This is a genomic window from Propioniciclava soli, assembly GCF_038502305.1.
GTDB classification, from domain to species: Bacteria; Actinomycetota; Actinomycetes; order Propionibacteriales; family Propionibacteriaceae; genus Propioniciclava; species Propioniciclava soli.
Map to the genome: position 1 here is coordinate 3,260,768 of NZ_CP115965.1, position 23,323 is coordinate 3,284,090.

At 71.7% G+C, this 23,323-nt stretch carries 21 protein-coding genes and 1 pseudogene; 6 read left to right on the forward strand and 16 right to left on the reverse strand.

From position 1 onward, the window contains the following. Window position 1: 1 nt before the first annotated feature. The 3 genes from PCC79_RS14715 (at window position 2) to PCC79_RS14725 (ending at window position 2,830) form a co-directional block, all read left to right on the forward strand. A complete protein-coding gene (locus PCC79_RS14715) occupies window positions 2-1,024 on the forward strand; it encodes a dihydroorotate dehydrogenase-like protein (protein WP_342372255.1) in 1,023 nt (340 codons plus the stop codon). Window positions 1,025-1,106: 82 nt separating this feature from the next. After that, window positions 1,107-2,432, forward strand: a complete 1,326-nt coding sequence (locus tag PCC79_RS14720) for a glycosyltransferase (protein WP_342372256.1) — start codon at window positions 1,107-1,109, stop codon at window positions 2,430-2,432. Next, window positions 2,429-2,830, forward strand: a complete 402-nt coding sequence (locus PCC79_RS14725) for a YchJ family protein (RefSeq protein ID WP_342372257.1) — start codon at window positions 2,429-2,431, stop codon at window positions 2,828-2,830. Before PCC79_RS14720 ends, PCC79_RS14725 begins: the two co-directional genes overlap by 4 nt. Here the strand turns inward: PCC79_RS14725 and PCC79_RS14730 are convergent. The 4 genes from PCC79_RS14730 to PCC79_RS14745 are packed head-to-tail and all read right to left on the reverse strand — an operon-like array spanning window position 2,808 to window position 7,840. Continuing rightward, window positions 2,808-3,635 carry a carbohydrate ABC transporter permease gene (locus PCC79_RS14730; protein ID WP_342372258.1) on the reverse strand — a complete coding sequence of 276 codons (828 nt, stop codon included), beginning with the start codon at window positions 3,633-3,635 and terminating at the stop codon, window positions 2,808-2,810. The two genes, PCC79_RS14725 and PCC79_RS14730, sit on opposite strands and share 23 nt — an antisense overlap. Beyond that, entirely contained in the window at window positions 3,632-4,510 is an 879-nt protein-coding gene (locus tag PCC79_RS14735; protein ID WP_342372259.1) for a sugar ABC transporter permease, read from the reverse strand. The genes PCC79_RS14730 and PCC79_RS14735 overlap by 4 nt, the downstream gene beginning before the upstream one ends. Window positions 4,511-4,517: 7 nt before the next feature. Further along, window positions 4,518-5,765, reverse strand: coding sequence for an ABC transporter substrate-binding protein (locus PCC79_RS14740; RefSeq protein WP_342372260.1), 1,248 nt, complete (start codon window positions 5,763-5,765; stop codon window positions 4,518-4,520). Continuing rightward, window positions 5,762-7,840 (reverse strand): alpha-galactosidase, encoded by a 2,079-nt coding sequence (locus PCC79_RS14745; RefSeq protein ID WP_342372261.1) that lies wholly within the window; start codon window positions 7,838-7,840, stop codon window positions 5,762-5,764. Before PCC79_RS14745 ends, PCC79_RS14740 begins: the two co-directional genes overlap by 4 nt. 61 nt (window positions 7,841-7,901) lie before the next feature. On the opposite strand from PCC79_RS14745, the gene PCC79_RS14750 reads away from it, so the two are divergent. Then, entirely contained in the window at window positions 7,902-8,996 is a 1,095-nt protein-coding gene (locus PCC79_RS14750; RefSeq protein WP_342372262.1) for an ROK family protein, read from the forward strand. Window positions 8,997-8,999: 3 nt separating this feature from the next. Here PCC79_RS14750 and PCC79_RS14755 read toward each other — a convergent pair whose 3' ends face one another. The 4 genes and pseudogenes from PCC79_RS14755 to PCC79_RS14770 all read right to left on the reverse strand — a co-directional run bounded on the left by PCC79_RS14755 (window position 9,000) and on the right by PCC79_RS14770 (window position 13,947). Further along, window positions 9,000-10,814: a glycoside hydrolase family 13 protein gene (locus PCC79_RS14755; RefSeq protein ID WP_342372263.1), complete on the reverse strand. Its 1,815-nt coding sequence runs from the start codon at window positions 10,812-10,814 to the stop codon at window positions 9,000-9,002. Further along, complete coding sequence (locus PCC79_RS14760; protein WP_425325641.1) at window positions 10,811-13,027, reverse strand: heavy metal translocating P-type ATPase; 2,217 nt, start codon at window positions 13,025-13,027, stop codon at window positions 10,811-10,813. The genes PCC79_RS14755 and PCC79_RS14760 overlap by 4 nt, the downstream gene beginning before the upstream one ends. Before the next feature lie 96 nt (window positions 13,028-13,123). After that, window positions 13,124-13,363: pseudogene (locus tag PCC79_RS14765) on the reverse strand (heavy-metal-associated domain-containing protein); the annotation flags it as partial. Window positions 13,364-13,614: 251 nt separating this feature from the next. After that, a complete protein-coding gene (locus PCC79_RS14770; protein ID WP_232547466.1) occupies window positions 13,615-13,947 on the reverse strand; it encodes a metal-sensitive transcriptional regulator in 333 nt (110 codons plus the stop codon). A gap of 589 nt (window positions 13,948-14,536) precedes the next feature. On the opposite strand from PCC79_RS14770, the gene dnaB reads away from it, so the two are divergent. Continuing rightward, the gene (gene dnaB, locus PCC79_RS14775) at window positions 14,537-15,823 is read left to right on the forward strand and encodes a replicative DNA helicase (RefSeq protein WP_342373633.1); all 1,287 of its coding nucleotides are present in this window, start codon (window positions 14,537-14,539) and stop codon (window positions 15,821-15,823) included. A gap of 85 nt (window positions 15,824-15,908) precedes the next feature. On the opposite strand, the gene PCC79_RS14780 is transcribed toward dnaB, so the two are convergent. After that, window positions 15,909-17,039, reverse strand: coding sequence for a VOC family protein (locus PCC79_RS14780; RefSeq protein WP_342372264.1), 1,131 nt, complete (start codon window positions 17,037-17,039; stop codon window positions 15,909-15,911). A gap of 114 nt (window positions 17,040-17,153) precedes the next feature. Here PCC79_RS14780 and PCC79_RS14785 point away from each other — a divergent pair, with 114 nt between their 5' ends. Continuing rightward, window positions 17,154-17,531 carry a hypothetical protein gene (locus PCC79_RS14785; protein WP_342372265.1) on the forward strand — a complete coding sequence of 126 codons (378 nt, stop codon included), beginning with the start codon at window positions 17,154-17,156 and terminating at the stop codon, window positions 17,529-17,531. Between the two features lie 25 nt (window positions 17,532-17,556). Here the strand turns inward: PCC79_RS14785 and PCC79_RS14790 are convergent, their stop codons facing one another. The 7 genes from PCC79_RS14790 to PCC79_RS14820 all read right to left on the reverse strand — a co-directional run bounded on the left by PCC79_RS14790 (window position 17,557) and on the right by PCC79_RS14820 (window position 23,309). After that, window positions 17,557-18,759 (reverse strand): RNA polymerase sigma factor, encoded by a 1,203-nt coding sequence (locus PCC79_RS14790; RefSeq protein ID WP_342372266.1) that lies wholly within the window; start codon window positions 18,757-18,759, stop codon window positions 17,557-17,559. Window positions 18,760-18,787: 28 nt separating this feature from the next. Then, window positions 18,788-19,015 carry a YciI family protein gene (locus PCC79_RS14795; RefSeq protein WP_342372267.1) on the reverse strand — a complete coding sequence of 76 codons (228 nt, stop codon included), beginning with the start codon at window positions 19,013-19,015 and terminating at the stop codon, window positions 18,788-18,790. Then, the gene (locus PCC79_RS14800; protein WP_342372268.1) at window positions 18,996-19,127 is read right to left on the reverse strand and encodes a hypothetical protein; all 132 of its coding nucleotides are present in this window, start codon (window positions 19,125-19,127) and stop codon (window positions 18,996-18,998) included. The genes PCC79_RS14795 and PCC79_RS14800 overlap by 20 nt, the downstream gene beginning before the upstream one ends. 102 nt (window positions 19,128-19,229) lie before the next feature. Beyond that, the gene (locus PCC79_RS14805; protein ID WP_342372269.1) at window positions 19,230-20,768 is read right to left on the reverse strand and encodes a DUF222 domain-containing protein; all 1,539 of its coding nucleotides are present in this window, start codon (window positions 20,766-20,768) and stop codon (window positions 19,230-19,232) included. Window positions 20,769-20,876: 108 nt separating this feature from the next. Further along, a complete protein-coding gene (locus PCC79_RS14810) occupies window positions 20,877-22,076 on the reverse strand; it encodes a nucleotide disphospho-sugar-binding domain-containing protein (RefSeq protein WP_342372270.1) in 1,200 nt (399 codons plus the stop codon). A gap of 9 nt (window positions 22,077-22,085) precedes the next feature. Then, a complete protein-coding gene (locus PCC79_RS14815) occupies window positions 22,086-22,988 on the reverse strand; it encodes an alpha/beta hydrolase (protein WP_342372271.1) in 903 nt (300 codons plus the stop codon). A 3-nt stretch (window positions 22,989-22,991) separates the two neighbouring features. Beyond that, window positions 22,992-23,309, reverse strand: coding sequence for a hypothetical protein (locus PCC79_RS14820; RefSeq protein WP_342372272.1), 318 nt, complete (start codon window positions 23,307-23,309; stop codon window positions 22,992-22,994). Window positions 23,310-23,323: the final 14 nt, after the last annotated feature.

Genomic DNA, 23,323 nt, shown 5'->3' on the forward strand with positions numbered 1-23,323 from the left:
CATGGAGCGCGCGATCGACCTGACCACCACCTACCTCGGCCTGGAGCTGGCCCATCCCGTGGTGGCCTCCGCGGGTCCGTTGTCGCAGAACGCGGCCGGTGTGCGGGCGCTGGCCGAGGGTGGGGCGTCCGCCGTGGTGCTGTACTCGCTGTTCGAAGAGCAGTTGCGCGCGGAGGCCAACCGGGACGCGGCCCTGATCGACGCGCAGGAGGACCGGTACGCCGAGGCGACCGACTTCTTTCCCGATGTGGAGGTGACGGCCAAGTCGGCGGCGTACGGCTACTTGAAGCTGGTCGAGGAGTCGGCCGCGCAGCTCGACGTGCCGGTCATCGCGTCGCTGAACGGCTCCGACCTCGGCGGCTGGGTCGACTTCGCCCGCGAGCTGGCCTCCGCGGGGGCGTCCGCCCTGGAGCTGAACATCTACTTCGTGCCGGGTGACGTGCGCACCACGGGCGATCTGGTGCTCAAGCGGCACCTCGAGATCGTGCACGCGGTGACCCAGGCGGTGGAGCTGCCGGTGTCGGTGAAGCTCTCCTCCTCCTTCAGCTCGCCTGGTAACGCGGCCCTGCAGATCCTGGACGCCGGCGCGTCCGGCCTGGTGCTGTTCAACCGCTTCCTGCAGCCCGACATCGACATCGAGACCCTCGGCATGGACAACGCGTTCGAGCTGTCGACGCCCCACGAGGGCCGCCTGCCGCGCACGTGGATCGCCGCGCTCCGCAACCACACGCAGGCCTCGCTGGCCGGCTCGACCGGCGTCGAAACTGCCGACGACGTGATCAAATACCTGCTCGCGGGGGCCGATGTGGTGATGTCGACGGCCGCGCTGATCCGTCACGGCCGCGACCACACGCGGACGCTGGTGGCCGGCCTGGAGTCCTGGCTGGCGCGCAAGGGCTACGCCTCGGTCGCCGAGGCCCGCGGCCTGCTGGCGCTGCCCGCCGACGGCCGTGCGGACGCCTTCGAGCGCGGCGGCTACGTGGCCGCCCTGCAGGCGGCCAAGCAGCGCTACGGGTCGCTCTGAGCCGCAGCGAGCGACGGCCGGGCCAGGGCTGCGAATCTGGATAGTCTGGTCTGGTTGCCGTGCCCACCGTGGGAAGGAAGCCATGTCCGCCGTCGAGCCGTCGAACCCCACCGGGGAGGCCCGGCCCTTGCGGGTCGCGTTGTTCACGGACAACTACGGGCCCGGGCACAGCGGATTGTTGTACGCGGTGCAGTTTCTTGAGGGCGAGCTGTTGGCGCGGGGCTTCCGGGTGCAGGTCGTGGCACCGGCGTGTGACGGCCCGAACCCCTACCGCGACCACCCGCACCGCACCGAGCTCCGGCTGCCCGGGATCCCCGTGCCCGGCATGTCGCTGGTCATGGCGACGGGGCGCGGGTTCGAGCGGGCCCTCGACCAGCTGGCCGCCGACCCGCCAGACGTCATCCACGTGCACGGCCTGGGCACCATCGGGCTGCTGGGCGTCTGGGCGGCCGACCGCCTCGGCGTGCCGCTCATGGTCACGTGGCACACCGACTTCGAGGCCTACGCCGAGCACTACGCGCTGCTGGCACCCGTCGGGGACGCCTACATTCGCGTGCTGACCACCGCGACCCGCGGCATGCAGCGCCCGCAGTTGAAGGACATGCAGAGCTTCTTCCAGCCCCGCTGGTGGCGCCGGGGCCGCATCACGCGGCGCGCCGTGCTCAACGCCGCCCGCGAGATGTTGGAGGCGGCCGACCTGGTCACCACCCCGTCGGACAAGACGGCCACGCGCTGCCTCGAGCTGGCTCCGAAGTCCCACATCCGCGTGGTGCCGAACGGGGCGGACGCCCTGCCCACCGGCCCCGACCTGCCTGCGCCGCACGGCCCGCGGATCCTGTACGTCGGCCGCATCGCGCCCGAGAAGAGCATCGGGCTGCTCGTGGACGCCTTCGCCTGGTTGCGTGAGGAGATTCCCCACGCCGAGCTGATGATCGTCGGCAACTGGCGCACCGGCGCCCTGCTGGAGCAGAAGCTGCGCCGCGCGCGGCGCCGGGGCGGGGTGACGCTGGTCGGCCAGGTGCCCCGGGAGAAGCTCGGCCCCTACTACGCCTCGGCCGATGTGTTCGCCTTTCCATCGACCACCGACACCCAGGCCCTCGTGCTGCACGAGGCGGCCCACGCCGGGCTGCCGATCGTGAGCTGCGACCACGAGCTGCGCCTCGTCATCGACCCCGGCGTCAACGGCGCCATCGCGCGGCCCACGCCGGAGTCGTTCGCCCGGCAGCTCGTGATGATGCTCTCCAAGCTGGAGGACCCGGCCTTCCGCGAGCGGGCCGCCGAGCGCAGCCGCGAGATGGCGAGCTGGTGGACGATCGAGCACCAGTCGGCCGCCATGGTCGAGCTGTACGCGGACCTCGCGGCGGGGCGTCCCATCGAGGAGCGCATGACCGCGGTGCCGCACCCGTGAGCGCAACCCCGGACGCCTGCCCGTGCGGCACCGGGACGCCCTATGGCGCCTGCTGCGGCCCGCTCCACTCCGGACGCCGAGTGGCCCCGACCGCCGAGGCCCTCATGCGTTCGCGCTACGCGGCGTTCGCGCTGGGGTTGACGGCCTACCTGGCCGACACGTGGCACCCGGCGACGCGGCCGGCGTCCGTCACGCTCGATTCCGCCACCGCATGGACGGGGCTGGTCATCGAGAACACCACCGCCGGCCGCGCGTGGGACACCACCGGCACCGTCACCTTCGCCGCATCGTGGCGCTCCGGACGCCGCCACGGCACCCAGCGGGAGACCAGTCGGTTCACCACGCTGGACGGCCGCTGGGTGTACGTGGACGGCGTCAGCGCTGCGAACCCCGCATGACGCCGGAGATCACCCACCGCTGGGCGAACACATAGACCAGGACGAGCGGCGCGATCGCCATCAGGTACGAGGCGAACGCGACGGGGTAGTTCACGTTGAACTGGCCCTGGAACACGTACTGCGCGAGCGGGAGGGTCTGCGTACCCGGGTCGGTCAGGATGACCAGGGGCAGCAGGAAGTCGTTCCACGCCCACAGGCAGGTGAGGATGCCGACGGTGGCGTTCATGGGTCCCAGGAGCGGGAACACGATGCGCCAGAAGATGCCCCAGCGGGACGCGCCGTCCACGGCCGCCGACTCCTCGATCTCGAGGGGAATGGCGCGGACGAAGCTCGTGTACAGCAGGAGGTTGAACGCCAGGCCGTACACCGTGTAGAGCAGGATCAGGCCGGCCTCGTTGTCGATGCCGAGGATCGCCGTCTGCCGCACGACGGGCAGCATGATGATGGGGAACGGCACGAACATCGCGGCGATGAAGTAGTAGAACAGCAACCGCACCCACCGACGGTGCATGTTGCGCTCGATGGCGTAGGCCACCATCGAGTTCGTCACCAGGGTGAGCACGACGGCGCCGACGGTGATGACCGCCGAGGTGACGAGTCGCGACGGGAAGTCGGTCATCGTCCACGCGGTGGCGAAGTTGTCCCACCGCCAGGTGGCGGGCAGTCCGAAGCCGGACTCCGCCAGCTCCGCCGGTGTCTTGAGGGCGGTCACGACCGCGAAGTAGAGCGGGACGAGGATGGTCAGGGACAAGACGGCGGCGAGCGCCGTGAGGGCCCAGCTGCGAGAGGAGCGCTGGCGGTTCATGCGTTGGTGTCCTTGCTCGAGAGGAAGCGGAGCTGCGCGAACGAGATCACCAGGACCAAGATGAAGTAGATGATGCCGTTGGCGGTCTGGTAGGCGTATTCGCCGCCCTGGAAGCCGTTGCGGAAGATGAGGAACGAGATCGACTGGGTCGCCGTTCCGGGGCCACCGTTGGTGAGGGCGACCACCTGGTCGAACACACCGAGTGAGTTCTTGAAACTCAGCACCATGTTGATGGTGAAAAACGGCATGATGAGCGGGAACGTCATGCGCCGGAACTGCTCCCACCGGCTCGCGCCGTCGATGGCTGCGGCCTCGTACACCTCCTCGGGCACCGTCTGGAGACCGGCGAGGTACACGATCGTGCTGAACGCGACGGCCTGCCAGACACCGACGAAGACGATCACCATCCAGGCCGTGTTCTCGTTGGCCAGCAGCGACGTCGAGAGCCATTCCCAACCCAGCGCCTGGCCGATGGCCGGCAGGTTGTTCGTGAACAGGTACTGGAAGATGTACGCCACGATCAGCACGGGCAGGATGTTGGGCAGGAAGAACAGGCCCCGGAAGAACGTCTGGCCCTTGATCGCGCTGTTCAGCAACAGGGCCAGCGACAACGCGATGACGTTGATGAGGATGGTCGCGGACACGGCGTAGAGCAGCGTGAACGCATACGAGCCCCAGACCACGTCGTCGCGGAACAGGTTGAGGTAGTTGGCGAAGCCGACGAAGCGCCAGTCGCCGTAGCCGGCGTAGTTGGTGAACGTGTAGAAGAATCCGGTCAGCAGCGGGATCGTCAGCATCGCGGTGAACAGGATGGCCGCGGGCGCGATCATCCAGACGTAGGCGCGGTCGATGCGCCCGGGAGAGGTGGTTTGCATCACGGCCTCACAGGGTTGAGTTGATGCGCTCGATGACGCGGTCGTACTGGACGTCGAGCGTGCGGACGAAGGCGGCGGCGTCCCCGTTGATCAGGAACTGCTGCATGTAGTTGTTGAGGTTCACGGCCGGGGGGAAGTTGTGGTCGGAGTACGTCGTGAGCCGCTGGCTCTCGAAGTACGGCATGAGTCCCTCGAGCGCCTCGTCATCGGCCGTCATGCCCTCGCGGGTCGGGAAGGCGACCTGTTCGGCGCAGTAGGCGGCCATGTTCGGCTCCTCCATCAGGTAGGAGAAGAAGTCGAGCGCGCCGTCGACCGGCTCGGTGCCGCAGGTGAGTGCGACGTCCACCCCGGACACCACCCACGCCTCGCCGGAGTCCGGCGGCGTCGCGAACGTGCCGAGCTGGATGTCGGGGTTGTAGGACCGGATGGCCGGGATGGCGTAGGTGCCGTGCACGTACATCGCCGCCCGGCCCTGCGCGAAGCCCTGGTTGGCGTCGTTGTAGCCGATCTCGTACTTGTTGCTGTTGCCGTACCCCCCGATCTGCAGCATCTTCTCGAGCACGGGCATGAGTTCCTCGAACGACGTCTCGCCCACCTGACGCCGGGCGTACCAGGCGGCGACCTCGCCGTCGAGGAAATTGCCGGACAGGGAGCTGAACATCGGCGCCCCGGTCCAGTTGTCGCGGAACCCCCAGTAGAAGGGGTCGACGCCCAGCGCCGTGAACTCGTCGGCCAGCCCGATCAATTCGTCCCACGTCTGCGGCGGGTCGAAGCCGTGCTCGTCGAAGATCGCGCGGTTGTAGATCATGCCGGAGCCGTTGTTGGCGAACGGCACGCCGTTCACCTGGCCCTCGGCGCCCACGCCCAGGGTCGGCAGGATCTGCGCGATGGACGGGTTCACCGGCGCGAGCAGGTCGCTGCCCGCGAAGTCGTGGAAGACGCCCGAGCGGGCCAGCGCGCCGTAGCTGTAGTCGCCGTTGATGGTGATGAGCGGCGGGATGTCGCCCTTCACCAGCCGGACGCGCAGCGCGGTGACGTTGTCGGCCTGGAAGTTCTGCTCGATGTTCGTGCCGTGGGCGGCGTTGTACTCCGCGCAGATGCGGTCGAACAACGTGATGGCCTCGGACTTGAACTGGAAGAACTCGGTGCTGCCGACGCCGGTGCCGGTGGGCCGGGCGCATGCGCCCAGGGGCGCCAGCAACGCTGCCGCGGTGAGCCCGGACAGCACCGTCCGTCGGCTCAACTGACCGTTCATGACTCGCTCCTTTCGAGGTGGATGATCGCGAGGTGTTCGGGGTGCAGGGTGGGGGCGGCGAGCCCGGATTCGGCGAGTGCCCGGCCGCTCAGCACGGGCGTCCCGGACGCCCACGGCAGACCCGGCTGCGGGGTCAGCTCGTCGAGGCGGACGCGCCAGCGGGCGTCCGGATCGAGACCCGGCAGCGTCACCGGGGCCGTCGGGTAGGTCGGCGACGTGGCGAGCTGGACGACGGCGAACAGCGCCCGATCGGGCCCGACGACGCCGTGGACGCGCGTGCCGTCGCGATCCTCGGTACGCACCGTGGCGCCGGTGGCCAGCAGGTCGCGCACCTCCTTGGCCCGGGTCACCCACGCCGCGAGGCGCTCCCGCTCGGCCTGCGAGGCCGTCCGCAGATCCCACTCGATGCCGAAGTGGCCGAACAGGGCGGTGCCGGCGCGGAACGACAACTCCTGGGTGCGGCCGGTCGTGTGCCCCCGCGGGGGCCCGACGTGGGCGCCGACGACCTCCGGCGGCAGGAGCAGGCCGGTCCAACGCTGGATGTCCTGGCGCTCCAGGGCGTCGTTGCAGTCCGACGCCCAGACGCGGTCGGTGCGGGTGAGAACGCCGAGGTCGACGCGGCCGCCACCCGAGGCGCACGACTCGATCTCCAGGCCGGGGCACTCCCGCTTCAGGTGATCGACGAGGCGGTAGTACGCCAGCGTCTGGTCGTGGACGAGCCGCTCCCCCGCCACGCCACAGGCCTCGATCAGGTCGCGGTTGTGATCCCACTTCAGGTACGCGATGCCGAGCCGCCGCACCAGCTCGACGAGCCGCTCGGCGAGGTGGTCGACGACCTCGGGGTGCGTCAGGTTGAGCACGTGCTGGTTGCGGACGCGCAGCGGCAGCCGCTCGGCGTCGGGCCGCAGGATCCAGTCGGGGTGCGCCCGCGCGAGGTCGGAGTCGAGATTCACCATCTCGGGCTCGACCCACAGGCCGAACTCCATGCCCAGGCCGCGGACCGCCTCGGCCAGCGGTTCCAGCCCGCCCGGCCACACCGCGTCGGAGACCGCCCAGTCCCCCAGCCCGGTGGTGTCGTCACGCCGCGAGCCGAACCAGCCGTCGTCCAGCACGAAGCGCTCGACCCCGACGCCCGCCGCCACCTCGGCCAGCTCCACCAGCGCGTCGTGGTCGTGGGCGAAGTAGACCGCCTCCCACGTGTTCAGCGTGATCGGACGCGGGCGCCGCGGGCCGTTCACGCGCCGCAGCCAGCCGTGGTAGCGCGCGCTGAGGGCGTCCAGACCGACGCCGAAGGAGGCGAGAAGCGTGGGGGTCGCGTAGGTCTCCCCCGGCGCGAGCACCAGCTCGCCCGGCCCGAACAGCTCGCCGCCGGCCAAGATCTGCTCCCCGCCGTGGGACCGCTCGGCCAGGTGGGTGTGGTTGCCCGACCACGCGACGTGGACGCCCCACACCCGGCCGGCGCGGAAGCCGAAGCCCTCCTCGCCGGCGATCATCAGCGTGGTCGACTGCAGGGAGGTGCGGCCGCGGCGGTTGTCGCGCCGCAGGCTGCCGACGGAGAACGGGTGGCGCTGCGGGGAGCGCTCGCGCAGGTGGCGCCCGGTGAGGTCGAGCAGTTCGCGGGCGTGCGGCGGGACGCGCAGCGCCGGGGTCAACGCGTCGAGGGTGTAGGCGTCGGCGCCGGTGTTGGTGATCTCGGCGCCCAGCTCGACCACGCCCTCCTCGGTGAGCGCGACGCGCAGCGTCAGGGCCAGGCCGTCGGCGGCCGCGCGGAAGGTCGCCGACGTGGCGTCGGCGTCCACGTCATCGACGACGAAGGCGTGGGTGGAGTGCCGGCCGGCCCGGTGACCGGCGAGTCCCGGGGTGCCCAGCCAGCCGCGGGACTCCTCGGGCAGCAGGGAGCACTCGACGAGCTCCTCGGTCTGGTCGGACACGAATGGCGGGGTGAGCGTGGCGGCCGGGTCGTCGTCCGCAGTGAGCGCGGGGCCCCAGTAGGTGACGACCGGCAGGTGGACGTCACGCGTGGTGAGGACCAGGGTCACGCCGCCGCGCGTGAGGGGGAAGGACGTCTGCGTCACCCAATTATTCTGTCCCGAAATAAACTCCGGCGTCAACCCCCCGCTGGGGCACAATGACGTCGTGGATCTGACGGGCCTGGGGGATGCGCACCGCCGACTCGTGCTGACGCTGCTGCAGCACGGGCCGCTGCAGCGCCGCGACCTCGCCCACCGGCTGGGCCTCAGCGGCGGCAGCATCACCCGGTTGACGAAGCCGTTGCAGGAGCGGGGCCTGGTCGTCGCCACCGCGGAGCAACGCAACGCCGCCGGCCGCCCCGCGCACACCCTCGACGCCGTGCTGCCCGCCGACACACTCCTTGGTGTGTCGGTGAGCACGCACACCCTGCGCCTGGTGCGCACCGACCTGCGCGCCCGGGTGCTGGAAGACCTCAGCGGCCCGCTGGCCTCTCGTCACCCCGAGGCCGTCGTGGAACGGCTGGCGCTGCTCGTCGACCGGCTGGCCCCCGCCCCCACGGTCGGCATCGGGATCGGCGTGAGCGGCATCGTCCACGACGGTTCAACGGTGGTGCGCTCGCCGTTCCTGCGGTGGGCGGACGTCCCACTGGCCGAGCTGGTGTCGCAGCGGCTGGGGCACCCCTGCGTGGTCGCCAACGACGTCGCCGCGGTGGCGCTCGCCGAGGCGTGGTTCGGCCTGGGGCTGACGACGCAGAGCTTTCTGGCGCTCACGTTCGGCACGGGGGTCGGCGGGGCCGCAGTGGTGCGCGGGGAGGTGCAGGACGCGGAGGCGCAGGGCATCGGCCTGCTCGGGCATCTGCCCCTGATCTGGCCCGACGGGTCGGTGCGCCGGGCCAACGTGAGCCTCACCGACAGTGCGCTGGTGACGTTGGCCCGCGGCTACGGCTCGGCCGCGACGACGGCGGACGCCGTGGAGGCCGGTGCGGACGCCGGCGCCCGCCGCGCCGCCGCGGAGTTTGCCTACGCCTGCGGGGCCCTGACCGGCACGGGGTCGGCGTTCCTGGTGCCGGACGCGGTGGTGGTGCTCGGTGAGCGCGCCGGGCTGGTGGCGGCCTTCGCCGATGACTTCGAGGCGGGCATCGCCTCGGTGCGCGAGGCCGTCGCGCCGCCGTTGGCCGTCACCGTCCGGCCCCACAACCGTGACGTCTGGGCGCGCGGGGCTGCGGTGACGGCCCTGGTGCGCCACGTCAGCGGGCTGTGAGCCTCACCAGGCCCAGACGGCGACGCCGGCCTCGTGCGCGCGCAGGCTGACGCGGCCGTCGGCCACGGTGATCCCCTCGCCGAGCACGGCTCGACCGGACGCCACGCCGGGCAGCAGGGCGGCGTCCACCTCGATCGGCGCGGCGGAGTCGCGGGCGACCAGCACCAGTACCGACCCCTCGGGCGCCTCGCGGACGAACGCGACGGCGTCCGCCACGGCCCCGATCCACCGCAGGCCGCCGCGGCGCAGGGCGGGCAGCTCGTGGCGCAGCGCGCCGAGCCGCCGGACGGCCGCGAGGAGGTCATGGTCCCAGGTCTGGGGCGCCTGCCAGGGGAACGGGCGGCGGCCGTACTCGCCGGTCGAGCCGGTCAGCCCGATCTCGTCGCCGTAGTACAGCATCGGCGCGCCGGGCAGCGTGTGGGCCAGGCCGAGCGCCGCGAGCACCCGGCCACGGTGGTCGCCCACGCGCCAGCGGATGCGGCCCGTGTCGTGGGAGCCGACGATGTTGAACGAGGCGGTCGTGACGCTCCAGGGCACCTGGGCGGTGAAATCGCGGTGCACCGCGACCAGGCCCGGCCCGTCCACCGCCGGGATGCGCGCGGTGACCGCGAAGTGGGCGTCCTCCTCGGCGCTGTCGGGCTGCTCAAGCCAGGCCCACGCCGGGCGCGAAAAGCCCGTGTAGTTCATCGCGCCGTGCCAGGTGAAGCCGTCCACGTCGTGGTGCAGGTCGTAGAAGTGCTCGGCGACGAGCCAGCGGTCGCCCTCGGCGTCCACCGCCTCCCGGATGCGGTGGGCGACGGCGCGGTTGTCGTCGACGGCGCCGAGCCGACCGGTCATGTTCGCCACGTCGATGCGCCAGCCGTCGAGGCCGGCGCGCAGCCAGCGGCGCAGGACGCCGTCGGGCCCGGTCAGCCGCTCGGTGAGCTCGGCCGACGCGTGGTTCAGCTTCGGCAGCGAGGCGAACCCCAGCCACGAGGCGTAGCCGGGGCCGTCGGCGTCCCACGTGTAGAAGCCGCGCTCGGCGCTGGCGGGGTCGTCGCGTCCGGTGCGGAACCAACCGTGGCCGCTGCCGGTGTGGTTGGGCGTGAAGTCGCCGATCACGCGGATGCCGCGCGCGTGGGCGGCGTCGATCAGACGGGTCAGCGCCGCGTCGCCGCCCAGGAGGGGGTCCACCTCGTCGAAGCTCGTCGCGTTGTAGCGGTGGTTCGACTCGGCGGGGAAGAACGGCGTGAGGTAGAGCACGGTGACGCCGAGCGAGACGAGGTGGTCGAGGTGCTCGGCGACGCCGTCGAGGTCGCCGCCGTAGAGCTGGAACTGCTGGCGCTGCGCGTAGGTGCGCAGCGGGTCGTCCCAGGCGGCGGGCAGGGCCCAGCCGGGCAGGGGGCGGGCGTCGGCGTCCGCGCTGCGGGCGAAGCGATCGCAGAAGACCTGGTAGACGACCGCGTCCTCCACCCACGCCGGGGGCGCGGCGGTGATGAGGCGGAAGTCGGCCACGTCGGGCACGTCGCGCGCGTGGACGCCGGTGCCGTTCAGCCACGCACCCCCGGGGTGGAGCGGACCATCGAGGAACCAGCGGTACTGCAGCGTCGGGTTGGTCATGACGACCTGGGCGCTCCACCACGTCTCGCCGTCGCCCTGCTGCGCCGGGTGGGCCTCGACGAAGGTGCCCTCGCCGTCGAGCAGGTACCGCAGGTGGAGCCGCTCGAGGGGGTGGGCGTCGGGCACGCGGACGCGCAGCGCCACGGTGTCACCCAGCGCCGGGTGGGGGTCGGAGACGTACAGGGGCGAGGGGTCGTGGTGCGCGAGGCCGAAAGTCACGGGCGCGAGCCTAGACCGCGGAACCGGCGCAGCAGCAGGCTGTTGCCCACCACGAACACGCTAGAGAACGCCATGGCGGCGCCAGCGATCATCGGGGTGAGCCAACCGAACGCCGCGAGCGGCAGCGCGGCGACGTTGTACGCGAACGCCCAGAACAGGTTGGTGGTGATGGTGCGCAGCGTGGCCCGCGAGAGGCGGATCGCATCGACGGCGAGCAGCAGGTCGCCGCGCATGAGCGTGATGCCGGCGGCCTCCTTGGCGGCGTCGGTGCCCGTGCCGAGCGCGACGCCGAGATCGGCCGCCGCCAGGGCCGCGGCGTCGTTGACGCCGTCACCCACCATGGCGACCTTCAGCCCGGACGCCTGCAGGTCGCTCACCACGCGCACCTTGCCCTCGGGGCGGACGCCGGCGACCACCCGCTCGATGCCCACCTCGTCGGCCACCGCGCGGGCGGCGCGCTCGTTGTCGCCGGTGAGCAGCACCGGGGTGAGGCCCAGCTCGCGGAACCGCGCGACGGCCTCGGCCGACGTCGGCTTGAGGGTGTCGGCCAGCGCCAGGGCGCCGATCGGGGTGCCATCGCGCGTCACGACCACGACCGTCTGGCCGGACGCCTCGGCCGCGGCCACGGCGTCCGCGAGCGGGCCGAGGTCGACGACGTCGGGCCGCACCACGGTGACGATCTCGCCGTCGACGCTTGCCCGGACGCCCTCGCCGGGCACGTTGGCGAAGAGCGTCGGCGTGGCCGGGGGCGTGGGCGCGGCGGACACGACGGCGCGGGCGATGGGGTGCTCGGACGGCGACTCGGCCGCGCCGGCCAGCCGCAGCACCTCGCGCTCGGTCACCCCGGGGACGGCGTGGACGGCGGCGAGGCTCAGGTCGCCGCGGGTGAGCGTGCCGGTCTTGTCGAGCACGACGGCGTCGATGCGGCGGGCGCGCCCGAGCACGTCGGGGCCGCCGATGAGAATGCCGAGCTTCGCGCCGCGGCCGGTGCCGACGAGCAGGGCCGTGGGCGTCGCGAGGCCGAGCGCGCAGGGGCAGGCGATGATGAGCACCGCGACGGCGGCGGTGGCGGCGAACAGGAGCGTCTCCCCGGCGAGCAGCCAGCCGACGAGGGTGATTGCGGCGATCGCGAGCACGACGGGGACGAAGACCCCGGAGATGCGGTCGACCACGGCCTGCACCGGGGCCTTGCGCGTCTGGGCGTCCTCGACGAGGCGGGCCATGCGGGCCAGCTCGGTGTCGGCCCCCACGCGGGTGGCGCGCACGAGCAGGCGTCCGTTGGCGTTGAGGGTGGCGCCGATCACGGCGTCCTCGGGGGCCTTGTCGACCGGCAGCGACTCCCCCGTCACCATCGACTCGTCGACGGCGGACGCCCCGTCCACCACGACGCCGTCGGTCGCGATCTTCTCCCCGGGTCGGACGACGAACACGTCGCCGACCGCCAGCGCGTCGACGCCCACCCGGTGCTCGACGCCGTCGCGCAGCACAGTGGCCTCCGCCGCGCCCAGCGTGAGGAGCGCGCGGAGGGCGTCCGAGGCCTGGGTGCGGGCGCGGGCCTCGAACCAGCGCCCGGCGAGCAGGAACGTGGTGATGCCGGTGACGGCCTCGAAGTAGACGGCGGCGCCGTCACCCCGGCCGAGGGCGAGGCTGAAGGGGTGCTGGTAGTGCCAGTCGCCGGCGTGGGTGAAGAACAGGGCCCACACCGAGTAGAGGTAGCCCGCAGTCGTGCCGAGGGAGACCAGGGTGTCCATCGTCGTGGCGCCGTGACGGGCGTTCACGAGGGCCGAGCGGTGGAAGCGGCGTCCGCACCACGCGTAGACGGGGGTGGCGAGCACGAGCGAGAGCCACGTCCAGCCCGGGAACTGCCAGGCGGGCACCATCGCGAGGGCGATCACGGGCACGGTGAGCACGGCGGCGAGCACGAGGTCGCGGCGCAGCGGGGTGACGCGGTCGGGCTCCTCGGCGACCGGGTCGGGCACGGCGGCGTCGTAGCCCGTGGCGCGGACGACCCCCACGAGCCGCTCGACGTCGGCATCGGTGGTGAGGATGTGGGCGCGCTCGGTGGCGTAGTTCACGCTGGCGCTCACCCCGTCGAGCCGATTCAGCTTCTTCTCGATGCGCGCGGCGCAGGACGCGCACGTCATGCCGAGGATGTCGAGCTCGACGGACGCGCGCGCATCGGCCACGGGGGCCGTGTCGGTGTCGGTGTACACGAGGTCTCCTTGGGTCGTCAGGAGACCCCGCGTGGGCTCACGCGGACGCGGGGCTCCTGGCCAAAGTGGGTGGTGCCGGTTTGAGGTTGGGGCTCAGGCGACGGTGTAGTCGCCGGCCTCGGCGACGGCCTCGACGATGCGGTCGAAGTCGACCGGGGCGTCGGAGGTGACCTCGAGGCGTCCGGACTCCAGGTCGACCGTCACGCCGGTGACGCCGTCGATCGAGGAGACCTCCTCGGTGACGGCCTTCACGCAGTGCTCGCAGGTCATGCCGGAGACGGTGTAGGTGGCCGCGTTGCTCGACTCGGCCGCGTCACCGGACGCGGCGCCGGCCAGCGGGGCCGACTGCTCGGATTCCTTGACGCCCACCTGCGCGCCCTTCTGCTCACCGCACGTGCAGGCCTTGCCCTCTTGGCAACCGCAGCCGCAGTCGGCACCACAGGTGCAGGTGGCCTGGGCGGCGTCCTTCGGGGCGGCGTGGTCGCCGCAGCCGCAGCCGCAGCCCCCGCCGGTGGCGTTCGCGTCCTTGATGGTGAGATCGACCATGTCTGTGCTCCTTCGTGTTCGGATTGTTCGGCGTGGTGGTGTCAGCTGCGGACGAGACGCTTGATCGCCTCGGACGCCTCGCGGATCTTGGCCTGTGCCTCGGCGTCGTCGCCGGATCGGGCGGCGGCCAGGACGCAGTGATTCATGTGGTCATCGAGGAGTTCGAGCCCGACCGACTCGAGCGCCTTCGTCATGGCGGAGATCTGGGTGAGGATGTCGATGCAGTACTTCTCCTCCTCCACCATGCGCTGCAGGCCGCGGGCCTGGCCCTCGATGCGACGCAGCCGGCGCAGATAGTTCTCGCGCGCGGTGATGTAACCGTGGTGGTGCCCGGCCTCGTGGCCGCAGCTCTCGTGCCCGCCGGTCACGGCCATCTGCATCGTCTCTTCGCTCATCTCGTCCCCTCCCTCGGCAATGATACCCCGTGGGGGTACCCAGCGGCCACTTGCGGGCCGCCCGCACCGGGCAAAATCCCAGTGGGACTGTACTCGACACCCGGAGGGCCCGCCCTGTGGAAAAGCTGGGGGTGACGCGGCGCCGCCCGGGCCCACCGCCCACGCCCGAGACCGCTGTGTTCACCATGCGGATACCTCCCGCTCACCGCGTCAACCCACAGCGGTGGAGAGCATCGAACCTTGTCAGGAGGGTTTCGGCAGGTTCTAAACTTCTCAATCCCCAACGACGACGGCGTGTCGTACACAGCCGCCCCCGCGTGGCTCCACAGCCATCCACAGGTTGTCCACACTGGCGCCCGGTGGGTGCGTTTGGCGAGGGCTCGGCGGGGGCCTACGGTGCCATGACCGGGTCCGCTCGCCAGTTTTGTCAGAGGCGGCCCCTAGCGTCACGGTCGTGAGGGAAGGAAGAGGAGTGTCGGTCGACAACCTGCAGGGCCAGTGGTCGGGGGCGAGCGTCGTCCCGTTCGATCGGGGGGGCGCTGCGGGTGATCGGACGCCGCCGCAGGACATGGCGGCCGAACAGTCGGTGCTGGGGGCGATGCTGCTCAGCAAGGACGCGATCGGTGAGGTCACCGAGCTGGTGAAGGGGCGTGACTTCTACCGCCTCGCGCACGAGCTCATCTACGACGCGATCATGGACCAGTACGGCCGCGGCGAGCCGGTGGACGCCATCACGGTGGCCGACAACCTGGGCAAGGGCGGCCACCTGAACCAGATCGGTGGGCACATCTACCTGCACGAGCTGGTGTCGGCGGTGTCGGTGACGGCGAACGCCACCTACTACGCCGAGATCGTGCGCGATAAGGCGATCCTGCGGCGGCTCGTGGACGCCTCGATGAAAATCTCTCAGATGGGGTACGCCGCCGAGGGCGATGTGAACGGCATCGTCGACCGGGCGCAGCAGGCGATCTACGACGTGGCCGAGAACCGCACGGCGGAGGACTACCAGCCGCTGAGCGAGCTGGTGGAGCTCACCCTGGACGAGATCGAGTCGCTCGCCCAGCACGGCGTGATGGCGGGGGTGCCGACGGGCTTCATCGACCTCGACCAGCTGACCAACGGCCTCCACGCGGGCCAGATGGTGATCGTCGCGGCGCGCCCCGGTATGGGCAAGTCGACGTTGGGGCTCGACTTCGCGCGCGCGGCGTCCATCAAGCACGGCCTGACGAGCGTCTTCTTCAGCCTGGAGATGACGAAGTCGGAGATCGTGATGCGCCTCATGGCGGCCGAGTCGGGTGTGCCGCTCGGGCACATCCGCAAGGGCGAGATGAGCGAGGAGTACTGGAGCCGCATCGCGGGCAAGACGGCGCAGATCTCGCGGGCGCCGCTGTTCATCGACGACTCCCCCAACCTGACGATGATGGAGATCCGCGCCAAGGCGCGGCGGCTCAAGCAGAAGCACGACCTCAAGCTCATCATCATCGACTACATGCAGCTCATGACGTCGGGCAAGAAGGTCGAGAGCCGCCAGCTCGAGGTTTCGGAGTTCAGCCGGCAGATCAAGTTGCTCGCCAAGGAGCTGGAAGTGCCTGTCGTGGCGCTGTCGCAGCTCAACCGTGGCCCCGAGGCGCGGACCGACAAGCGCCCGATGCTGTCCGACCTGCGTGAATCCGGTTCGCTCGAGCAGGATGCCGACGTCGTCATCCTGCTGCACCGCGAGGACGCCTACGACAAGGAGTCCCCCCGCCAGGGCGAGGCCGACTTCATCATCGCCAAGCACCGCAACGGCGCCACCACCACCCTGCCCGTGGCGTTCCAGGGCGCGCTGAGCCGCTTCGTCGACATGCAGCGGTGAGGGCGGAACACGGCCCGGTCATCTCCCGGTTGCCCTGCCCGCCGCACGGCCCACCGCGGCGCGGCAAGGGGACCGCGGGCTGCCACTACTCGCCCCAGCGTTCCTCGCGTCCCGGTGAGACGGCGATGCAGACCTCGTTGCCCTCGGGATCGACCAGCGTCCACCAGGCCGGCGCCTCGGCGTCGTACGTGATGCTCCCGCCGGCCGCCAGGGCGGCATCGACGCGGGCCGGTGCGAGGTCGTCGGGGACGAAGACGTCCACGTGGATCCGGTTCCGCTGGGCACGCCGCTCGCGGTCGTCGGGGTCGAGCTCCTGCAGGAAGAACGGCATCGTCAGCTGGTGGGGGTGGACCAGGTCGGTCACCCCCTGCCGCGGATCCTCGACGTAGCCGAGCGCGGCGGCCCAGAACCGCCGGACGGCCGGAATGTCCACCGCGTCGATGCCCAAGGCCACCCCGGCCTCATCGGCCAGGTGGGCCGCCGCGTCGGCGAGGTCAAGCGTCTGCTCGACGCCCCTGGTCGGATAGCTGGCCACCGCGGCAAACACCAGGCGCCAGTCCTCGGCGTCCGCGCCCGGCCAGCGGTCGGCTCCCTCACTCAGCGGCAGCAGGTCGGCCTCGTTGCCGTCCGCATCCGCAACGGTGGCGTAGAAGTCGTTGTGCTGGCGCACCTCCCCACCGTGTCCGGGCACGGCGTCCAGCGCCGCCCGAGCGGTCTCGGTCGCGGTGACCATGTCGAGGTGGACCCTGTTCCGGAGGGGGCGCGGCGCGTCCTGCTCCTGGAACCAGACCGAGGCCAGCCGGCGCCCCGGATCCCGCAGCACCGCGTCGCCCTCCCGGTGGTGGCCCAGCACCTCTGCCCAGAACGGCAGCACGGCGGAGGCGTCCTGGGAGTCGATGCCGATCTGCACCAGCTGCAGTCCGTCGGTTTCAGCGCTCAGGCCGAGGGTGGCGGCCGCGGACGACACGGTGCGCGCCAACTCCAGCTCGTGCCCGGTGAAGCGGGCACCCGGGCGGGGCAACCGCACCCGGACACCGCGGGCGCGGAGGTCGGCGTCCAGCGCGGCACCCGACTCAGCGATGCGGCGGATCATCGCCGCCCCCGCGGCGTGCGAGGGCGTGGCGAACCAGGCCTGCGCGTCCCGGCCGATCACCCGCCAGTCGGCGGTGCCGTCCGCCGCCTGGAACTCGCGTGCGGTCAACTCCTGAACATCCATGCCCCCACCCTCGCAGCCGTCGCCTGGAAACGCCATGGGCGCTCACCCCGACTGGACCGCGGGCGGGACGCGGTGGTGTGCTGGGGGCATGATCGCGATCACCGAGGCCCGCGCATGAGCGAGCACCGCAAGGCCACGATTTCGGCCCTCGTCAAGGCCGGCTTTCTCGCCGGCATGGGTGTGCTGCACTTCGTCAAGCCCAAGCCCTTCGACGGCCTCATCCCCGAGGCCCTCCCGGGCACGGCCCGGGCCTGGACCTACGGCTCCGGCGTCGCCGAACTGGCCGTGGCCGGGCTGCTCGCCGCCCCGCAGACCCGGCGCCTGGGCGGACGCCTGGCCACCCTGCTGTACCTCGGCGTCTTCCCCGGCAACCTGAAGATGGCGTGGGACTGGCGCAACCGGCCGTTGAAGTGGCGGCTCGTTGCGTGGGGTCGGCTCCCCTTCCAGGCCCTGCTCATCCGGCAGTCGGAGCACATCCACCGCCACGCGTGACGGTTCGGTCGAGACCGCGGCAGGTCTACCCGAGCAGGGCGCGTCGTTTTCGCAGATGTTCGCGTTCGGTGTCGTTCGGGCAGGCGGCGAGCGCCTCGTCATAGGACGCCCGTGCCGCGACCACATCCCCCGTCCGGGCCAGCAGTTCGGCTCGCACGACGGCCATGCGATGGCTGTTCGGGAGGTGCACGCCGCGCAGCGCCGCCAGGCCGGCCGCGGGCCCGGCGTCCTCCGCGACGGCGACGGCGCGGGCCAGCGCGGCGGCCGGCGAAGGGTCGATCTCGAGGAGCGCGTCATACAGCCGGACGACGACGTCCCACCGCGTGGTGGTGGGATCGAGGGCGAGGGCGTGCTCGCGGGCGATGGCAGCCTGCAGGGTGTATGACGCGGCCAGGCCGGACAGGGGTTGCGCCAGCACGGTCGAACTCAGCAGGGTGAGCCCCTCGGCGATCTCGTCATGACGCCAACGAGCCCGATCCTGCTCGGCCAACACCACCAGCGCGCCGGCAGCGTCGACGCGGGCGTCCCGGCGCGAGTGCTGGAGCAGCATGAGGGCGAGCAGCGCCTCGAGAACCGCCTCGCCGGGTACGAGCCGACGCACCAGCCGGACCAGACGGACGGCCTCACCGGCGAGCTCGGCCCGCTGCGCGTCGGGACCCTCGCCCGGTGAATATCCGGCCGTGAACGCCAAATAGGCGGTGCGGGCCACCGCGTCCAGGCGCTCAGGAAGGACGCCGGCCCCCGGAAGCGTGAACGGTAGACCGGCCGCGACGATCTTGCGTTTGGCCCGGGTGAGGCGGGCGGCCATCGTGGCCTGGGGGACGAGGAAGAGGCGCGCGATGTCGGCCGTCCCCACGCCCAGGACGAGCCGAAGCGTGAGCGCGGAGGCGCCGGCCGGGTCGAGTGCGGGGTGCGCGCACAGGAGCACGAGCCGGAGGAGTTCGTCGTCCACCCGCCCTGGATCGCCGAGGTCGGCCGGATCCTCGGAGGGCACCGGGACGGCGAGGGACGGCTCGACGCGCCGATGCACAGCCTCAGCCCGGAGCCTGTCGAGCGCCCGACGCCGCGCCGCCGTGTACAGCCACCCCGCGCCGTTCGTGGGTACGCCGTCGCGCGGCCACGCCCTGGCCGCCGCCTCGACGGCGTCGGCAAGGGCGTCCTCGGCGAGATCGAGGCGGTGGAAGCGCGCGACGAGCAGGGACAACAGGCGCCCCCAGTCGTCGCGCACCACCGCCCCGAGCTGGCCGGCCGGGGTCTCACTCGTAGGGGTCCACCACCGGCTGGATCTGGATGTCGTAGGCCGGCAGGGCGCGGAGGACCTCGGTCAGGGTGTCCAGGTCGGGGGCGTCCACGAGGTAGAAACCACCCAGACCCTCGATGGCCTCGGCGAACGGCCCGTCCGTCAGGGTGACGGCCCCACCGCGGGTACGCATGACCGTTGCGGTGTCAGCAGCGCCCAACGCCTCACCGGCGACGATGGTCACACGCGGCACCGAAGTCCTCGAACTTCTGCATGGATGCGGCCTGTTCGGCATCCGTCTGCTCCCCCCACGGCTTCTCGTCACCGTCGGCCATCAGCAAGACCACGTACTTCATCGCTCCTCCTTCTCGGGCCGCTGGTGCGACCTCACCACCATGACGCACGAGAGGTGCCCGAATCGACAGGCGGCGCGCATTTCGCGCACGTGGGCGGAACACTCAGAAGGGTGGCGGGTCATTCCAGCCCGGCTGCGGGCGCGCCGGCCCCTCCCGCATCGGGGTCACCGGACGCCGACGCTCCCCCGCTGCCTGTGCCAGTTCGGGTGGTGCGGACCGCGCGGCGCCCGGATCCCGCCCCATCGGCGTGGTGCCCTGGGGTGTCACGAGGTACTGGAAGCCGGCTTCGCTGGTGAACCAGAAGACCCCGGGTCTCAGCTGCTCCCAGCGGTGGCCCGCGTGGGTCTTGGCCCGGTGGGCGGTGCGGGCGAGGGGGCCGAGGTTGTCGGCGCGGGTCTGGTGGCGCCCGACGCGGTCGCGGTGGTCGAAGGCCACGGTGTGGTCGAGGTCGCATCGGCGCGACTCGGTCGCCGACCACGGCATCAGGTCGTAGGGGTTGCGGGCGATGACGTGTTCGCGGAGCCTGGTGGGCACCTCGTAGGCGTCCGTGACCGGCGGCGCATTCAGGTCGATCAGCGGTTGCACCTTCACGACGCTGCCCCGCAGCACGTGGTGCAGCGAGTCGATGTCCACCGGGCCGTGCCGCTCGATGCGCACGACGCCGCTCCCGGCGGGCACGACGCCGTCGGCATCCGCCCGGGACACGTCGTCGGCGTGCAGGTGGAGATGGAGTTTCACCTGGGGGAGGAGCTTGTCGGGGTCGATCCGGGGCACGGGCGCCAGCACCTCCTCCAGCGCTGAGGTCGGCTGCCCGTGATCCTCCAGGTAGGCCGCCGCCAGATGCGGGACGGCCAGCATGGCCAGCGCGCGGGCGCGGCGGTGCTGGAGTGGCTCCGGGTTCTCACCCGCCGCCCTGGCCTCGCCAGCCAGCAACGTCGCGATACGGGACACCTGGGCCTCGAGCGCGAGGCCGTCCACCGCGTCCAGCCGGCCCTCGACCGACACCTGCCCCTCCTCGATCGTCGACACCCAGACGCCACGCTGCTGGCGCCGCGCCGCGACACGCTCCGCGGCGAGCACCGGATCGACCCGGACGATGAGGCCCTTCAACAGCCGCCGCGCCCGCGGCCACCCGAGCAGGTCGATGCCGTCGACCAACCAGTCGTCCACCTGGAGACACTCCTGGGCGCCCAGCCCGGCCCGCAGGCACTCGGTGACCACCTGCTGCGCCTGCCACGCCTCGACCCGCACCGCCTGGACGGCCTCCCACAGCCGCGGGTGACGGTGCCGCAGGTTCAACGCCTCGGCGATCCGGGCCCGAGCCCCCAGGACGGTGCACCCGAGCAGGCCGGCCAGCTCCACGGTGAGGAACTCGGCCACCCACGGCGTCCCGTCGGCACCCACGCGGACCCACCTCTCGGCGCCCTCCCAACCCAAGGCCGCATCGGGGGCGGCATCGTCGTCGCGGAGATCATCCTCGACCACGTCATGTTCGTCGCAGGCCTGGACGATCAGCGCGAGCCGGCGGGCGGCGTCCGACTTCTGCCGCGCGACCACCAGGGCCAAGTCATCGAAGACGTCCCCTTCGGCCCGCTCCGTGCAGGGCTCGGGCCCCACCATCCCCGCCACCATCTCGCTCATGGAACCAGCCAACCACGCCCCTCTGACATTTTTCGTACAGAGGTTCGAACATGGTGGCCGCGTGTCCAGACCGCTGGCGATTCGCCCCCGTCAACGGTCCATCCGAGATCAGGACGCCGCGATGAGGTCCCCGATGCGACGAGCCACCCCCGCCGGCCCCTCCGCTTCCGCGAACGACTCCCGCAGCGCAGCGGTACCGGCGGCCAGCCGGCCGTCGTGGCGCACGTCCTCGTAGATGGCCCGGACGGCCTCGACCGTGAATTCACCCTTGGGTAGGACTCGGCCGGCATCGAGTTCGCTGAGCCGGTAGGCGTTGAAGAACTGGTCGGCACCCATGGGGGTCAGGATCGGCGTGGCACCGAGGGCGATGGCGTCCGTGGCGCTGCCGAAGCCGCCATGGGTGAAACAGACGTCCGCCCGCTCGAGAACCTCTGCCTGTGGCACGAATGAGGACAGGATCACATTGTCGGCGACCGGCCCCACCGCGGCCCGGTTCGCCTCGTTCCCCGTGGTCAGCACCAGCAGGACGTCGCTTCCGGCGAAGGCGTCCGCCAAGATGCGGAAGAAGGGCGTCCATGTGTTGAAGACTGTCCCGAGCGTGCCGTACACGACCGGCCCCTCGTGCGCGCGGACGCGGTCGAGCGGGAACGAATCCAGGACGGCCTCGGAGGACGCGAGTGTCGGCGTCGGCCCCATGAACACGCACGTGGCATCAGAGAACTCCTCGGCGCACGGCTGGTAAAGCCGACTGGCGGGGGTGATGTTCAAGGTGCGCGAGCGGGGCCCCATCATCGCGATGATGTCCCCCGCCGGACGCCCCAGCATCGCGAGGCCGAACGCCGCACCCAACAGTGAGCGTTGCCGACGGCTGCGCATCATCCTGCGCGCCATCGCGGGCAGCCCCTCGCCGATGTCGGCGAGGTGGGCGATCACACGCGGGCTCTGGAAGAACATCGGCGAGCAGAACAGAACGGGCACGTCGAGCGCGTCCTGCAGCTCGGGCAAGGTGGGCTGCATGCCGGCGGCGACCACCGCGTCGTACCGCGGACCCAGGGCACGCAGGCCGGCGTCCTGGTCGCTGAACATGCGTCGCCCAAAGCGCGCGATCTGCTGCGGCCGCGTGATCGGCCCGTCCAGGTAGAAGCCCCACGGGATCGGCGTCGCGCCGATCTTCTCCACCGCGGGGCGGAACGACTCGGGCACGAAGTAGTCCACGTCGTGGCCCGCCTCCACCAACGCCTTGACCAGCGGGAAGGAGGGATTGATGACGCCGTACGCCGGCACGCACCCGAACAGGATCCTGGCCATGCGATCAGCCTACGACCGACCACCCCGGAGGAATCCCGCAACGGCCGGGATGACGATGTCGGGCCGGTCTCGCTGCACCCAGTGTCCCGCACCGACCACGACCAGCAATGTTGCGTCGGGTAGGCGGCCAGCGGCGTCACGGATGCTGGCCAGCGGCACGCCGGAGTCGCGCTCGCCGTGCACCAGCAGCACCGGGGCGCCGATCTCCGCGAGCCGCGGGGTGTAGTTGGTGCGCATGCGGCTCAACAAAACCTGGTCGCGCTGCCACTGCCCGAACGCGGCGAAGGCGTCCGGGCGCGACGCCTCGACGACCACCGCGTCGACGAGCTCGGACGTGAGTTCCGCAGGGTTGCGCACGATGCCGCGCAGGCTGCTGACCAGCAGCCGGCGATGGCCGAGATAGGCACCCGTCAGGGCCCCGAGCGCCCCGGTGCGCACCAGCGCCCAGCTGAGCCAGTGCGTCGGCCTCGCCCAGAGCCCGCTCGTCTGGCGGTCGGCCAGCCCGTAGGTGCCGAAGAGCAGCAGGCCGGCCACGCGGTCGGGGTGATCGAGCGCGTACCCGAGCGACATGCCCCCACCCATCGAGATGCCACCCAGCACGACGCTGCCCAGTCCGAGCGCATCGAGGAATTCCCCGACGTAGGCGACGAGCCGCTCCTGGCTGACACGCCACGGCGGCAGGGCGCTGTGCCCGAAGCCCGGGTGGTCGGGCGCGACGACGCGATGACCGGCGGCGGCCAGCGCCGCCCCCAACGGTTCCCACGAGAGCAGCGCGTTGTCCAGCCCGCCTCCGTGAAGCAGCACGACGGGTGGGGCGTCCGAGGCGACGTCCGGCTCCCAGGTGACGTAGGAGACCTCGCCCCAGCCGAGGTCCACTCGCGCACGTGCGCGCACCACCTCACCCCGGGTCACGCGTCAGCCCTCCCGCGCCTCCGTCAGGGCGTCGGTGACGGCTCGCAGCAGCCCCAGCACGCCGTCGTGGAACGACGCGGACGCCTCCCACACCGCGTCCTCGTTGGCCACCGGCCAGGTCACGGCGCCGGGATCGCGGCCCAGCGTCTCCGCCAGCGCGTCCTGCACGGGGCCGCGGTAGGCGTCCTCGAGGGCGCGGACGCGCTGGGTCGCGTCGGTGAACCACGCCACGAACTCCTCCAGGCGCACCACGTCGGCATTGACCTGGTCGAGCATCTCCTGGCTCTCGCGCAGGGTCGCGTTGTCGATCTGCTTGTCCATGCCCAAAGCGTAGG